Raw genomic sequence first — 12,679 nt, forward strand, 5'->3', positions numbered from 1 at the left:
GTCTTATCAACACCAGGGTAAATAGGGGGAGTTGGTTCGGACTAGGTTGTGCGATGTCCGTTGGGTTACGAAAACTGTCGGAACGGTGACCTCAGTTGACGGTGATGGAGTCCAGTTTTTCCCGCAGATAGTCATGCGAGTCGACGGCCTCGTACGCCACCCGTCCGACCGGCGCGGGCACGGACTCCACGCGTGTACCGGGCGTGCACTCGCCGAAGTAGACGAGCGACATCAGCTCCTCGGCGGGCGCGTCCGCGGGCGGCGGCAGCACCCGGTGCCGCCCCGACCGCCACCGGTCCCCGGTCCAACGGGCCATCAGATCACCGATGTTGATGGTGAAGGCGTCCGGGTCGAACGGCGCGTCCTCCCACCCGCCCTCATCGGTGAAGACCTGCAATCCCCCCTTCCCGGCCTGCCGGTCGAGGATCGTCACCGTCCCGAAGTCGGTGTGCGGCCCGATCCGGAACTGCCCCGGCTCCGGCTCCCCGACAACTTCCGTCCCCGGATACCAGTTGATGTTGAACCCGTACGTCGGATGGTCCATGTGCCGGGAGAAGAAGTCGGGTTCGAGCCCGAGAGCGGACCCCAGGAGCGAGAGGAGCTGCTTCTCCAACTCGCCCATCCGGTCGAGGTACTCCTCGCAGAGCGACCGCAGTTCGGGGATCTCCGCCGGCCACACGTTGGGCGCGTACCACTCCGCGTTGACCACCGGGTCCGCGAAGGGCTCGTGCGTGGCGAAGGTCAGCGACTCCTTCAGATCGGGCGGGGTCTCGGTCCCCTCCGAGTACCCGTTGGCCTCGGCCCCCGGCCCGAGCCAGCCACGCCCGCCGACCTTGACGCCGTACGGCTCCTTCACCTCGACGGGCAGCCGGAAGAACGCGCGCGCGGCGTCGCGGATACGGGACCGCAGGTCCGGGTCGACCCCGTGCCCGGTGACCAGCAGGAACCCGGCGGTCTGGAGGGCCTCGTCGACGGTGCGGGCGATCTCGGCGCGGGTGGCGGGGTCGCCGCCGACCCAGGGCCGTAGGTCGATGGTCGGAATACGCGGGTTACTCACCGATGTCCTCGTTCCAGAGTGCCGGGTTGTCCGTGATGAAGTCGCGCATCAGCGTGGTGCACTCGGGATCGTCGAGGAGGACGATCTCCACACCATGCTCGGCCAGCCAGTCGTGCCCGCCGTGGAAGGTGACCGCCTCGCCGACCACGACCCGCGAGATACCGAACTGCCGTACCAGCCCCGAGCAGTACCAGCACGGCGAAAGGGTGGTCACCATGGTCGTCCCGCGATACGACCGCTGCCGTCCCGCCGCGCGGAACGCGGCCGTCTCCGCGTGCATCGAGGGGTCGTCGTCCTGGACGCGCCGGTTGTGGCCGCGCCCCAGCAGGGTGCCGTCGGCGCTGTAGAGCGCGGCCCCGATCGGGATGCCGCCCTCGGCGAGCCCGGCGCGGGCCTCCTCGACGGCCGTGGCGAGCCACGTGTGTGCCTGTGCCTGATCCATACGTCCCACTCTCCTGTGGCCGAAACACGAGGGCAACGTGCGGAAAGTACTCTCCGGGCATCCCGCCGCCGGACGAAGTGTCCACGCGCTGTCCCTGGAGGTGCCCGTGGCCGCCCTCACCCTCCGCGAAGTCCTGGACCTCGACCCCGTAAGGGCCGCCGAGCCCGCCCTGCTGGCCGGCGAGGCCGCCCTCGACCGCCCCGTGCGCTGGGTCCACTCCAGCGAGGTCTACGAGGGCGCGAACTTCCTGGACGGCGGCGAACTCCTTCTCACCAACGGCTTCGGCCTCACCGACACGGACGCCGAGATCCGCCGCCGCTACGTCCGTGAGCTGGCCGCCCGGGGTGCCTCCGGCCTGGCGGTCGAGATCGGCCGTTCCCTCCCGACCATGCCGGCGGAGGTCACGGACGAGGCCCGCCGCCTGGGCCTCCCCCTCCTGGCCCTGCACCGGGTCGTCCCCTTCGTACGGATCACCGAGGCGGCCAACCGGGCGATCGTGGCCCGGGGCCTGTCCGGCCGTTCGGTGGTACGGCCGTGGGGCGACGACCACACGGCGGCCCTGCTGGCCGACCTCGCGGACCGGGCCGCGCTGAACCAGCCGGAGGTCGAGGCACGCTCGGCGCTGGCCGGCTTCCACCCCGGCCCCGGCGCCCGGCTGATCGGCGTCTCGGTGCACGGCACGCGCGAGGTGGCCTCCGTCGACCGGGCGGTACGGCTGCTGGGCGGGGCGAGTGTGCTGCGGGCGGCGTTTCCGGGCGACGTACTGGCGCTGCTGGCCCTCCCCGCCTCCGTCCCCGGCGACCCGATCCGCGCCGTCCAGGAGGCCTTCCGTACGGCCGCCGATCCCGGGCTGACCGTGGCGGTCGGGCACGCGGTGGAGGCGGGCAGCGGCTGGCTCCGGTGGAGCGACACGTTGCGGGCGGCCCGTACGACCCTGGAGCTGGCCCTGACGGTCCCGGCCGCCGAACCCGCCGTACCGGAGGGCCCGTTGGTGACATCGGCCCGAGCGCTCGCGCTGGAACGGGAGCTGACCCGCGGGGGCGTGGACGCCAACCGCGACCGCCTCGCCCGCCTGGTGCAGCACGCGCTGGGCCCCCTGCTGGCCTGGGAGTCGGCCCACCCGAGCGACCTGGTGCGCACGCTGGAAGTCCACCTGCGCCACGGCTGCTCCCCGACCCGCACGGCGGCCCTGCTGCACATCGGCCGCCAGTCCCTCTACCAACGCCTTGAGCGCATCGAGTCGTTGCTCGGCCTGGAGATCGACGACCCGGATCTGCTGGGGGAGTTGCTGGCGGCGGTGTGCGCGCATCGGGTGGTGCGGGGGATGGGGGCGGTCGCCCGGGGGCGGGGGTTGCGGACGGTGGCTTAGAAGTCGTTCTGGCGCAGGGTGACGAGGCCGGGTCCGTTGAAGGGGGCGTAGCACGTCACTGTCGGCGGGGTGCGCAGGATGTCGTCATCGGCGAAGAGTTTCCGGGCCGCCTCGAAGGAGACCTCGCCGCTGACGACGGGGGCGACACGGTCGTAGAAGAGGCGGGACGGCTCGGGGAGGGGCTCGCCGGGGTTGCCCTCGTCCTCGCTCCAGACGTCCCAGAGCAGGGTCTCCACCTTGTTGAGCGAGGCCAGGTCGAGGCGGATGCTGCCCGCGACGAACCGTTCGCCCCAGAACGGGCCTTCGTTCGGGGGGTGCAGTCCGAAGGTCTCCGGGTCCGCGCCGTCCTCGCGGATCGCCCGCCAGGCCTCGCCGGAGACGAGGAAGCGGTCGCGGGGGACGTCCATCGGGTCGAAGCCGATGTTCCACTGGGCCATGATGACCGGGTCGGTGAGCTGGGAGTCGGCGAGGAGCCAGCCGCGGTCGTCGTGCCAGTACTCGGTGACGACGTGATCGCCGTGGAAGCGGTCGGAGTCCTCGGAGCCGAAGTAGTCGGCGAAGCCCGTGCGGATGCGGGCCGGGATGCCGGCGTGCCGCAGGAACGAGCAGTGCAGCAGCGCGAAGTCCCGGCACACGCCGACGAATCGGTCGCCGGTCGCGCGTCGCCGGTCGAGCGGGGCGGGGTCGCGCTCGACGAGGATGCGCAGGACGTCGTCGATGTAGCGGGTCTCGGCGTCGTTGTGCAGGCGGTCGGTGGCATGGGTGTGGTCGAAGAACTCGTCTTCCAGGCGGTGGATGAGCAAGTCGCGGGTGATGCGGGCGAGTTGGGCGGGGTCGCGGGGGAGGTCGGCGTAGCGGTGGGCGAGGGCGCCGGGGTCGGAGAACGTGCTGTGGATGGTGTAGAAGGCGAGGGACAAGGCGGGTCTCCCGGGTGATTCAATCGACAGTGCGTTCGAATTCGGGCTGATGTGCTCACCGTGTCAAAATTCGCCCGGGTTTGTCCAGGGGGGCGAGATGATGCCGGTCGGGGTCGGCGTCCGGCACCACGTAAGCGGATCCCCGCCCCACGGCGTATAGGGGGTGTGAAGGAGCTGGAGTTCGCGGAGTTCTACAGCAGCAGCCGGGACGTGTGCCTGAGGGCCGTGCTCGCCGGTGTGGGTGAGCGGCAGCTTGCCGAGGATCTGGTGGCCGAGGCGTTCACCCGGGCGTGGATGGGGTGGGCGAAGGTCGGCCGGCATCCGGCGCCCCGGGCGTGGGTCGTGCGGACGGCGTTCAACACGCGTGTCTCGTGGTGGCGGCGGAGGCGGCGCGAGGTCGCCCTCGACGACGCCGGGCACGACCGGGCCGCCCCCGCGGTCGCCGACGCCGGACTCGATCCGGCGCTGCTCGTCCTGTTGCGCCGACTGCCGCGCCGCCAGCGGGAGGTGATCGCCTTCCGGGTCTTCCTGGACCTCGACACCGAGGCCACCGCGAAGGCGCTGGGGATCGCACCCGGCACCGTCACCGCCCACCTGTCACGGGCCGTCGCGACCCTGCGCGGCCACCTCGTCACCCCGGAGGCCGGACCATGACCGAACTCGACACGAACGCACCCGACCTGGACGTACTGAACGCGTTGCGGGCCTCGCTCGCCGACGTCGCCCTCGACACCCCCGTCGAGCGGATCGTCGCCACCGGACGCGCCCGGCGCCGCACGCGCCGCCTGGGACTGACCGCCGGTGCCGGCGTCGCCGCAGCCGCGTTGGCGCTGGGTGTGTCGACCTACGGCAACCCGTCCACCGCGCCGCCTTCGGACGAGATCGCCACCGGGGCCGGAACCATCCACATCCGTACCGCGGCCTACACGGTGGACAGCCTCAAAAACGGCTCGGTCAGGGTGAGTTGGGACAAGCAGGCCTACTTCGACGACCACGCGGGGCTGGCGAAGGCCCTGCACGACGCCGGGTTCCCGGTGCTCATCAAGGTCGGCGAGTTCTGCAAGGGGACCGACGACCCCGGCACGCTCGACCGCAGCGGCACCGGGCCCGGCGTGAACGACGTGCGTACGGCCCACCGGGAGGGCGACGACAAGGTGGTCTTCGACTTCGACCCCGCCGCGATGCCGGCCGGGAAGCAGATGTTCATCGGCTACCTGACGGCCGACCAGCAGAAGGCCGGTTCCGGCGGCAGGGTCGTCGGCTCGGTCGAGCGGATCGTGCCCACGGACACAAGCCAGTTGACCTGCTCAGGCGACGTGCCGACGTTCGGCTGACCGGGGGAGAGCCCGGGGGAGGGGGCTCGGTGCGGAGCCGGCGCGGTGGTGTTCAGGTTTCATCTTCACCTGCACCTTCGCGTCGGCTCCGCGTCCACGGCGTACAGGTATCCGTCCCGGTCGCCGACGTAGACGACACCGTCGTCGACGGCAGGGGTTCCCGGCCGCCCGCCGGTCCGCACCGTCCAGCTGGTACCGAACCCGTGTGCGCATGAGCCCATAGTGCGGCAGGGGTGGCGTGGCGCGCGCGGTGCTCAGTTCGGCTCCGCGCCGACCGATCGCCAGATCCGGTCCGGCAGGACGCGCGCGGCCTCGTCGAGGTCGAGTTCGGTGTCGTCGACGCCGGAGAGCCAGCGGCGGACCACGCCGATCAGCGGGCCCAGGACGAGGGACTCGATCAGCGCGGGGGGAAGTGGCGCCAACTCCCCCGAATCCACGTGGGACTGGATCCAGAGGGCCAACACCGACAGCCTGGCCTCCTGGGAGTCGCGCAGTTCTCGGGCCCGGGTCATGCTCCGCTGGTCGGTCCTGGCGGAGTGCAACAGCATGGCGGCGTCCCGGTGTTCACGGACGAAGGCGAGATACGTCCTTACGATCGCGCGGATGCCGGTACGGGCGGTACGGGTGGACCGGAGCGCGATGACCAGCTCGCCCAGCAGCCGGCTCAGCCAGCGCTGCGTCAGGGCGTCGTACAGCCCGTCCAGACTGCCGAAGTGGTGGTACATGCTGCCGAGGCTGACCCCGCTGGCCTTGGTCACGGCGTTGACGGTGAGGCCCTGTTCACCCTGTTCCGTGAAGACGCGCAGCGCGGCGTCGAGGAGGAGGTCGGCCGTGACCTCTCCGCGCTGTTGCTTTCGGCTCATGCCGGACAGGGTATTGGGGATCAGTTCTAGAGTGAATTTCTAGAGCAGATTTCTGGAACCCTCTTCCGGTCTGGCCACCCGTAGATCCAGACTTGGCGGTATCCGGGCCCGCGTCCGCCCGTTTCGGGGGATACGGACGGCCGCGGTCCCGGCCTTCTTGTTCAGTGCGTGGCCTGCGGCTCGTCAGTGGTCCCGGCGCTGATGCCGGCGCAGCAGGACGTTCGCGTCGGTCTCGGCCGCACCGTCGCCGCGAACGAGTGCCTCGTGCCGGAGCGCGGCGAGGTCGGAGCAGGCGGGGCAGTCGGGGACGGGGGTGGGCGGCGTACTGATGTCGAACGGCGGCTCGGCCGTCGAATTCCCTTCCCCCGAGCGCTGGTTGGCCGCTTTTACGCTCGCGCTCACCCGCTCCGCCTGGTCGGTGTTTACGGCGGCTCTTCGCTGACAGCGTTACCAGCGCACCGCGTCGAAATCGATGGCGCGGGGCCGCAGTTGGCCGGTGTGTGCCGTCAGTCGCCGTAGTCGTCGAGCCATGTCGTCGGCGGGGAGGTGGCGGCGGTCGCCGTGGCCCGGCAGGAGCCACTCGAAGTGCAGCCGGTCGACGGTTCGGGCCAGGGACGCGGCCAGTTCGGTGATGGAGTACCAGGTGACGGTCTCGGCCACCTCGATGTCCCCGGTGCCGCGCGACCAGTAGAAGCTGTCGCCGCTGAAGCAGTACCGCTCGTCCGCGAGGAACAGCACGCTGCCCCGGGTGTGCCCGGGTAAGGGGAAGGCGACCACGCCGTCGGCGATCCGCGTCGGGTCGGTGCCGCGGAGTACGCGGTCGGCGTCCGGGGCGGCGTCGAGGTCGCCCTCGTGGATCCACAGCCGGGCGCCGAAGTGGTCGGCGTAGCTCCGGCCGTGCGCGGCGTGGTCGCGGTGGGTGAGGAGGACGTCGGTGACCGGGCTCAGCGACTCGTAGCGCGCGGCCAGTGAGGGGCTCCAGCGGGGCGTGTCCACCATCATCGCCGTGCCGTCGGGGCGGCGCAGGAGGTAGGAGTTGGCCCCTGCGGTGTGCGGGGAGTTGTGCCCGCACAGGTGCACGGTGTCGTCCAGGGCGAGCGGGAAGGGGTCCTGGTCCGCGTCCAGTTGACCGGTCGGGGGGCGGATCGACCTCGGGGGACAGGCGTGCGCGGCGGCGTTCAGCTGCCGGACCTCGGTACGGTCGCGGGGCTGGCGCAGTACGACCGAGCGGCCGTCGACCTCGCCGATCAGACCGGGGGCGAGCTGGCGGGCCACGTCGCAGTTCGTGCACCGCTCGTCCACCCGCCAGCCGCCCTCGAACCGTTCCTCACCCATGGCCATTCCCTTCCGTACCGGCGGTCCGCCGAGCGGCGGCTCACCTTCAGGGGTATCCCGCACCGGGTGGATAGAGGAAGGGGGTCCGGACCTTGTGCTTACGGCGAGGGGCCGCTCTGCCGAAGGCCAACTCGCCTACATGCGGCTGACGTTGGCCTCTGTCAGCCGGTCACCCGCAACAGCAACTTCCCGGTACTCGTCCGCGCCCCCATCAACCGGTGCGCCTCCGCCGCCTCCGCCAACTCGAACTCGGCTGTGACCGGCAGAGCCACCGTCCCGTCCGCCGCCTTGGTGAACGCCCGCTCGGCCAGGGCCCGGAACGCTGCCGGGTCGTTCTGGGCCAGGGTCAGGATCGAGAAACCGGAGACGGAACGGGCGCCGGGGTACAGCTCGGGCTGGCCCACCTGCCAGGGTTCCGCCGAACTCGCGTTGCCGAAGGAGACCAGGCGGCCGAAGGTGGCGAGGGAGGCCAACCCGGCGCGGAACGTGTCGCCGCCGACCGGATCCAGCACCAGGTCGACCCCGCGCCCACCGGTCGCCGCCCGCACCGGCGCCTCGAACTCGCCGACGAACACGTCGTCGTAGCCGTACCGGCGCGCGAACTCCGCCTTCCCCGCGCCCGATACGACTCCGTACACCGCACCGGCCCCCGCCGCCTTCGCCAACTGCCCCACCGCCGTGCCGACTCCGCCCGCCGCGCCCTGCACGAGCAGTGTCTCGCCGGGTTGCAGTCGGCCGACCGTGTGGACGAGGGCGTAGGCGGTCGGGAGGACGGTGGGGAGGGTGGCGGCCGTGCGCAGGTCGATGCCGGGCGGGAGCGGGAAGACGGTCACCGCGTCGGTGACGACCACGTCCGCGTACGCGCCGCCCGCCGTCAGCGCCGCGACCTCCTGGCCTACGGCGAGGCCCTCGACGTCGGCGCCGAGCTCCCGTACCCGCCCCGAGACCTCAAGTCCGGGCACGAAGGGGAGACTTGGCACCCGGTACCCCTCGGCCCGCGCCTTGAGGTCCGCGAAGTTGACCCCGGTGTACGACACGTCGACGCTCACCTGCCCGGGGCCGGGCCGCGGGACGTCCGTCTCCACGACCTTCAGGACCTCGGGACCGCCGTACTCCCGCACTTCGACCGCGCGCATGCCAGACATGCCAGACTCCCGCTCAACTGTTCAATGAAAAGCGAACACTCGTGAGTGTATGGTTTTCATCGAACACTCGGCAAGCGGGAGGGAGCGTGAGGTGGCCATGACGCAGCGAAACGGCACCACCGGGAGTCACCGGACCGCCCCCGAACACGCCCACCCCGACGAGGTCCCGATCCAGACGGCCCTCGCCGCACTCGCCGACCCCGTACGCCTCACCCTCGTAAGGGAGTTGGCGGGCTCGGCCGACTGGTCCCGCTCCTGCGGCAGTTTCGACGTACCCGTCGGCAAGGCGGCCCTCAGCCACCACTTCGCGGTCCTGCGCGGCGCGGGCCTCGTCGAACAGCGAGACGAGGGCCCCAAGCGTGTCAACCGACTCCGCCGGGAGGAGTTCGAGGCGAGCTTTCCGGGGCTTCTGGCGCTTGTCCTGAGGCGGGCCGACCGAGCCGCTTGATTGGATGCCGGTATGGACGAGGCGATCGAGTGGACCGACCGTCGGGTAGCGGACGACGGTGTCGTCGAGCGGGGTTTTCGTCTGGGCCGCGCGACCGGTGCCGTTCCGGGCGTGCTCTGGCTGCCGCCGTCGCCGAGCGCGTCACCCCCTCCTCTCGTCCTGCTGGGACATGGGGGCAGCGGGCACAAGAGGAGCGAGCGGGTCGTCGCGCTGGCCGACTGGTTCGCGTCCCGGGCCGGGTTCGCCGCGCTCGCGGTCGACGGGCCGTATCACGGCGAGCGAGTCGCCCACCCCCAACCTGCCGTGGAGTACCAGGCCCGTATCGCCGCGGAGGGGATCGAAGTCGTCCTCGACCGGATGACGGACGACTGGCGGGCGGTGGTGGGCGCCCTCGGTGCCTTGGGCCTTGTGGACCCCGACCGCCTCGCCTACCTGGGAATGTCCATGGCGGCACGGTTCGGTGTCCCGCTGGCGGCCGCCCTGGGTGACCGGCTCCGCTGCGTCGTCCTCGGCAAGTTCGGCCTCGTGCAAGGGTCACGCCTGCACGAGGGCCTGAACGTGCCGGAGCGGGTCGCGTCGGACGCCCGCCGGATCACCGTCCCGACGCTGTTCCACGTCCAATGGCACGACGCGATCTTCCCCAGGGCCGGCCAACTCGCCCTCTTCGACGCCCTGGGGTCAGAACACGACAAGCACCTGCTCGGCTATCCCGGCCCCCACACCACGACAGAGCCTGGCGCGGTGACCCTCTGGTGCGACTTCGTGACCTGCCATCTGACAGCTCGGGTGTCACGCAGCGTGCGGAGTGAACGTGACGTGTGAGTCACCCTCGTCGATGGCGACGGGACAGCCGCGCGTCGACGCACTCCTCGTCATCAAGTCTCCCCGCGCAGGTCGCAGGCGTCAGGCGGAAGTGCCGGTCGGCTGAGTCTCACCCAGCGTCCCCGCAGTTTCCCCCTTCTTCCCCAGCACCGTCCGCAACCCCACATAAACCCCCGCACTCACCACAAACCCCACAATCGGCGTGCTGTCCCCGAACGACGGCCAGTGCTTCGGGACGTAGCCGACGTAGTCCTCCTGGTTGGAGAAGAGGGGGACCGAGATCGCGATGCCGGTCAACAGGGCTGTCAGGCCGGGCCAGTTGGTGAAGGTGGGGTCGGTCAGGCGGGGGGACAGGTCGGCGGTGGGGATGCGGGACTGGTACCAGCGTTCGACCAGGACCACGCCCAGCCACGGTGCCACCCAGTACGCGATGACCAGAAGGAACGCCTCGTATGCCGAGCCCGCGTCGGACAGTGACGCCCAGGCCGCCGCCGTGCCGGCCACGCCCGACACCACGACCAGGACGCCGCGGTTCAGCCAGGCGGGGAGTTTCAGGCCGAGCGCGGTGAGGGAGATCGCGCCTGAGTAGACGTTGAGGGCGTTCGCCGAGACCGCGCCGAGGATGATCGCGATCAGCACCAAGTTGCCCAGCCAGGAGGGGAGATGGCCGGTGAAGGCCGCCGTGGGGGTCGCGTTCTTGGGGGCGAGGAGGGTTGCCGAGGCCGCGCCCATCACCGCTACGAACGTGACGGACACGAACAGGCCGACCGCCGGGTAGAGGATCGTCCTGAACTTGTTCGCCGTACGGGGGAGGTAGCGCGCGTAGTCCGTCGCGTACGGGTTCCAGCCGGCCGCGTAACCCCAGGCCGCGCTCAACGCGAGCAGGAAGCCGCCGACCCCGCCGCCCGTGCCGCCCCCGCCGAGGTGCGCGTCCTTGAAGGTCCACACGCCGGCCAGCAGGAAGATCACCGCGAGGGCCGGGAAGGCGTACTTCTCGAAGGTGTGCACGAAGTTGTGGCCGATGAAGCCGATCAGGATCTCGGCGACCACCACGAGCAGCAGCGACGGCAGGGGGCGTAGGCCCGTCAGTGTGTTGAGGGCGAAGGCCGCGCTCACGCTGTTCACCGCGAACCAGCCCACGCCCGCCACCAGACCGTTCGCCGCCGACGGCAGGATGTTGCCGCGGAAGCCGAAGGAGAAGCGGCCGATCACCATCTGCGGGACGCCGAAGCGCGGGCCGTCCAGGGAGAGGAAACCCTGTGTGATCGCGCCGAGGCCGGTGCCCAGGACGATCGCGGCGGTCGCCTGCCAGAAACTCAGGCCGAAGAAGAGGACCGAGATCACGCCGATGTAGACGGTCGCGAACTCGATGTTCGGGGAGGCCCAGGTCCACAGGAGCTGGAGCGGGCTGCCATGGCGTTCGGCGTCGGGGATGGGCTCGGCGCCCGCCGTCTCGACGGCGATGACCTTGTCACCGTATGCGGGGGCGAGGGTGCCGGTGGAGTCGGCGGGAGCAGTCGTCATGCGAGGTAAGTGTCCGGCTCCGGGGGCCACAGGCCCAGGGGCGCATTGTCCGCTTCGGGGGGCTCGGTGACGTACAACCTGTCGGGGACGGTCGCCGGACCGGTTTCCCGGCCGCGGGATTGATTGGCGTGGTGGGAGGGGGGTGCCTTTCAATTCCAGGGGTTCGAGTCTCGTGCCATGTCCCATCGCACACACACCATCACGGGCACGGTGAGCGCGGTTCTGCTGGCCGTGCTCGCCACCCTCTTCGGCCCGCTGTCCACCGCCCAGGCCGCGACCTACCCCTGCGCGGGCGGCCCCTCGTCGGGCGCCTCGTCGTCCGGTCAGGGCACCTGTCCCTCCCTGCACAACCGCGACCTCGTCGCCGAGCGGGCGTTCCCCTCGGTCGTGTACCGCGGCGACGCCCGCCCGCCGGTCGCGCCCAACGGGCAGGGCATCTTCGACGCCGGATTCTGGTCCCGTGGCACCAACTCCGACATCCGCTCGCACGTCCAGGGCGACCGCTCCCTCAACAGCGAGTACATCTCGACGTCGGGGAACATGAACGTGGCCGTGCAGTTCGCGCGCAGTCAGGGCGCCAACACCATGGCCAACCTGGCCCTGAACAGCCAGTGCTCCACGTCTCGTCTGGTCACCTACGCCATCCTTCCCGGGATCGGGCCGTACCTCATGGACCGGTGCCTGCACGGCACCGTCACCGCACGCACCTTCGTCTACCTGATCGACCCCACCTGGGCGTCGAACGCGATGTACGTCCCCGACCAGATCCGGGGCAACCAGGACCTCTACAACCACTACCACTCGCAGGACGAGTGGGCGTACGTCCGGCACATCCCGAACTACGCGATCACCGGCGTGCGGATCTACACGATGACGGCCAGCTACAACGAGGGCTTCATCCGGCCGAGCACCATCACCTTCAACTACGACCAGTTCGTGGCCAACCCGCACCACGTCGCCGCCCGCGTCACCTACGACCCGGCCCGGGACGGCAGCGCCAACTGGGGCTACAACACGGACATCGACTCCCCGAGCGCGAACTCCTACACCCGGAGCTGCAGTTCGGTCAGCCAGTGCCGGAGCGGCAGCTGATCCGCGGCTGTCCCGGGATCACTCCCCGTCCCGCTCCTCGCTCTCCGGCCTGAGGGACTTGAGGAACTCGGGGTTGTCGTCGGGCGCGATCCACCGGCCCTCGGCCTGGGTCGCGCCCGGCCCCGTCTCCCGGCGCTTCTTCCCGGCGATCAGCCAGCCGATCGGCCCGACCAGGACCTCGCCGAAGAGCAGGATGACGAACACCCACGCCACCTTGGGCATGCCCCGCACATCCTCCTCGGGCGTGTTCAGGCAGTCCACGAAGGCGTAGATCCACAGCGCCAGGACCAGCAGGAAGGGCAGATACCTGAGCATGGTGGTGAGTTTCTCC

16 protein-coding genes are annotated in these 12,679 nt (G+C 70.6%); 6 read left to right on the plus strand and 10 right to left on the minus strand.

All coding sequences use genetic code 11. The features are described from left to right. Positions 1–91: 91 nt before the first annotated feature. Complete coding sequence (locus AB0M63_RS00590; RefSeq protein ID WP_366017891.1) at positions 92–1,057, minus strand: 2-oxoglutarate and iron-dependent oxygenase domain-containing protein; 966 nt, start codon at positions 1,055–1,057, stop codon at positions 92–94. Continuing rightward, on the minus strand, positions 1,050–1,499 hold the full coding sequence (locus AB0M63_RS00595) for a nucleoside deaminase (RefSeq protein WP_366017892.1): 450 nt from the start codon (positions 1,497–1,499) through the stop codon (positions 1,050–1,052). Before AB0M63_RS00595 ends, AB0M63_RS00590 begins: the two co-directional genes overlap by 8 nt. Before the next feature lie 106 nt (positions 1,500–1,605). Here AB0M63_RS00595 and AB0M63_RS00600 point away from each other — a divergent pair, with 106 nt between their 5' ends. Next, entirely contained in the window at positions 1,606–2,868 is a 1,263-nt protein-coding gene (locus AB0M63_RS00600) for a PucR family transcriptional regulator (RefSeq protein WP_366018509.1), read from the plus strand. Here the strand turns inward: AB0M63_RS00600 and AB0M63_RS00605 are convergent. Further along, on the minus strand, positions 2,865–3,785 hold the full coding sequence (locus AB0M63_RS00605; protein ID WP_366017893.1) for a transglutaminase-like domain-containing protein: 921 nt from the start codon (positions 3,783–3,785) through the stop codon (positions 2,865–2,867). The genes AB0M63_RS00600 and AB0M63_RS00605 overlap by 4 nt on opposite strands. Positions 3,786–3,950: 165 nt before the next feature. Here AB0M63_RS00605 and AB0M63_RS00610 point away from each other — a divergent pair, with 165 nt between their 5' ends. Then, a complete protein-coding gene (locus AB0M63_RS00610; RefSeq protein WP_356056342.1) occupies positions 3,951–4,439 on the plus strand; it encodes a sigma-70 family RNA polymerase sigma factor in 489 nt (162 codons plus the stop codon). Continuing rightward, positions 4,436–5,119, plus strand: a complete 684-nt coding sequence (locus tag AB0M63_RS00615) for a hypothetical protein (RefSeq protein ID WP_366017894.1) — start codon at positions 4,436–4,438, stop codon at positions 5,117–5,119. The genes AB0M63_RS00610 and AB0M63_RS00615 overlap by 4 nt, the downstream gene beginning before the upstream one ends. A gap of 65 nt (positions 5,120–5,184) precedes the next feature. Here the strand turns inward: AB0M63_RS00615 and AB0M63_RS00620 are convergent, their stop codons facing one another. The 5 genes from AB0M63_RS00620 to AB0M63_RS00640 all read right to left on the minus strand — a co-directional run bounded on the left by AB0M63_RS00620 (position 5,185) and on the right by AB0M63_RS00640 (position 8,453). After that, complete coding sequence (locus AB0M63_RS00620) at positions 5,185–5,340, minus strand: PQQ-binding-like beta-propeller repeat protein (protein WP_366017895.1); 156 nt, start codon at positions 5,338–5,340, stop codon at positions 5,185–5,187. Positions 5,341–5,373: 33 nt separating this feature from the next. Next, on the minus strand, positions 5,374–5,982 hold the full coding sequence (locus AB0M63_RS00625) for a TetR/AcrR family transcriptional regulator (protein ID WP_355904696.1): 609 nt from the start codon (positions 5,980–5,982) through the stop codon (positions 5,374–5,376). 183 nt (positions 5,983–6,165) lie between these two features. Next, positions 6,166–6,384 carry a hypothetical protein gene (locus AB0M63_RS00630; protein ID WP_366017896.1) on the minus strand — a complete coding sequence of 73 codons (219 nt, stop codon included), beginning with the start codon at positions 6,382–6,384 and terminating at the stop codon, positions 6,166–6,168. Between the two features lie 45 nt (positions 6,385–6,429). Continuing rightward, a complete protein-coding gene (locus tag AB0M63_RS00635) occupies positions 6,430–7,317 on the minus strand; it encodes a ferredoxin (RefSeq protein ID WP_366017897.1) in 888 nt (295 codons plus the stop codon). Between the two features lie 161 nt (positions 7,318–7,478). Further along, positions 7,479–8,453: a zinc-binding dehydrogenase gene (locus tag AB0M63_RS00640; protein WP_366018510.1), complete on the minus strand. Its 975-nt coding sequence runs from the start codon at positions 8,451–8,453 to the stop codon at positions 7,479–7,481. A gap of 106 nt (positions 8,454–8,559) precedes the next feature. Here AB0M63_RS00640 and AB0M63_RS00645 point away from each other — a divergent pair, with 106 nt between their 5' ends. Next, positions 8,560–8,910 (plus strand): transcriptional regulator, encoded by a 351-nt coding sequence (locus tag AB0M63_RS00645; RefSeq protein WP_355904703.1) that lies wholly within the window; start codon positions 8,560–8,562, stop codon positions 8,908–8,910. A gap of 12 nt (positions 8,911–8,922) precedes the next feature. After that, the gene (locus AB0M63_RS00650; RefSeq protein WP_366017898.1) at positions 8,923–9,732 is read left to right on the plus strand and encodes a dienelactone hydrolase family protein; all 810 of its coding nucleotides are present in this window, start codon (positions 8,923–8,925) and stop codon (positions 9,730–9,732) included. Between the two features lie 81 nt (positions 9,733–9,813). Here the strand turns inward: AB0M63_RS00650 and AB0M63_RS00655 are convergent, their stop codons facing one another. Further along, positions 9,814–11,256 (minus strand): cytosine permease, encoded by a 1,443-nt coding sequence (locus tag AB0M63_RS00655; RefSeq protein WP_366017899.1) that lies wholly within the window; start codon positions 11,254–11,256, stop codon positions 9,814–9,816. 177 nt (positions 11,257–11,433) lie between these two features. On the opposite strand from AB0M63_RS00655, the gene AB0M63_RS00660 reads away from it, so the two are divergent. Further along, the gene (locus AB0M63_RS00660) at positions 11,434–12,348 is read left to right on the plus strand and encodes a hypothetical protein (RefSeq protein ID WP_366017900.1); all 915 of its coding nucleotides are present in this window, start codon (positions 11,434–11,436) and stop codon (positions 12,346–12,348) included. 18 nt (positions 12,349–12,366) lie between these two features. Here the strand turns inward: AB0M63_RS00660 and AB0M63_RS00665 are convergent, their stop codons facing one another. Further along, positions 12,367–12,663 (minus strand): PLD nuclease N-terminal domain-containing protein, encoded by a 297-nt coding sequence (locus AB0M63_RS00665; protein WP_366017901.1) that lies wholly within the window; start codon positions 12,661–12,663, stop codon positions 12,367–12,369. Positions 12,664–12,679 lie beyond the last annotated feature (16 nt).

Source organism: Streptomyces sp. NPDC051576 (assembly GCF_040681835.1).
Classification (GTDB): Bacteria; Actinomycetota; Actinomycetes; order Streptomycetales; family Streptomycetaceae; genus Streptomyces.

Bases quoted from the DNA above. Each gene is read 5' to 3' on its own strand.
- AB0M63_RS00595 (WP_366017892.1), bottom strand. From the start codon at position 1,499: ATGGATCAGGCACAGGCACACACGTGGCTCGCCACGGCCGTCGAGGAG.
- AB0M63_RS00655 (WP_366017899.1), bottom strand. From the start codon at position 11,256: ATGACGACTGCTCCCGCCGACTCCACCGGCACCCTCGCCCCCGCATAC.
- AB0M63_RS00650 (WP_366017898.1), top strand. From the start codon at position 8,923: ATGGACGAGGCGATCGAGTGGACCGACCGTCGGGTAGCGGACGACGGT.
- AB0M63_RS00625 (WP_355904696.1), bottom strand. From the start codon at position 5,982: ATGAGCCGAAAGCAACAGCGCGGAGAGGTCACGGCCGACCTCCTCCTC.
- AB0M63_RS00665 (WP_366017901.1), bottom strand. From the start codon at position 12,663: ATGCTCAGGTATCTGCCCTTCCTGCTGGTCCTGGCGCTGTGGATCTAC.
- AB0M63_RS00645 (WP_355904703.1), top strand. From the start codon at position 8,560: ATGACGCAGCGAAACGGCACCACCGGGAGTCACCGGACCGCCCCCGAA.
- AB0M63_RS00640 (WP_366018510.1), bottom strand. From the start codon at position 8,453: ATGCGCGCGGTCGAAGTGCGGGAGTACGGCGGTCCCGAGGTCCTGAAG.
- AB0M63_RS00660 (WP_366017900.1), top strand. From the start codon at position 11,434: ATGTCCCATCGCACACACACCATCACGGGCACGGTGAGCGCGGTTCTG.
- AB0M63_RS00620 (WP_366017895.1), bottom strand. From the start codon at position 5,340: ATGGGCTCATGCGCACACGGGTTCGGTACCAGCTGGACGGTGCGGACC.
- AB0M63_RS00635 (WP_366017897.1), bottom strand. From the start codon at position 7,317: ATGGGTGAGGAACGGTTCGAGGGCGGCTGGCGGGTGGACGAGCGGTGC.
- AB0M63_RS00615 (WP_366017894.1), top strand. From the start codon at position 4,436: ATGACCGAACTCGACACGAACGCACCCGACCTGGACGTACTGAACGCG.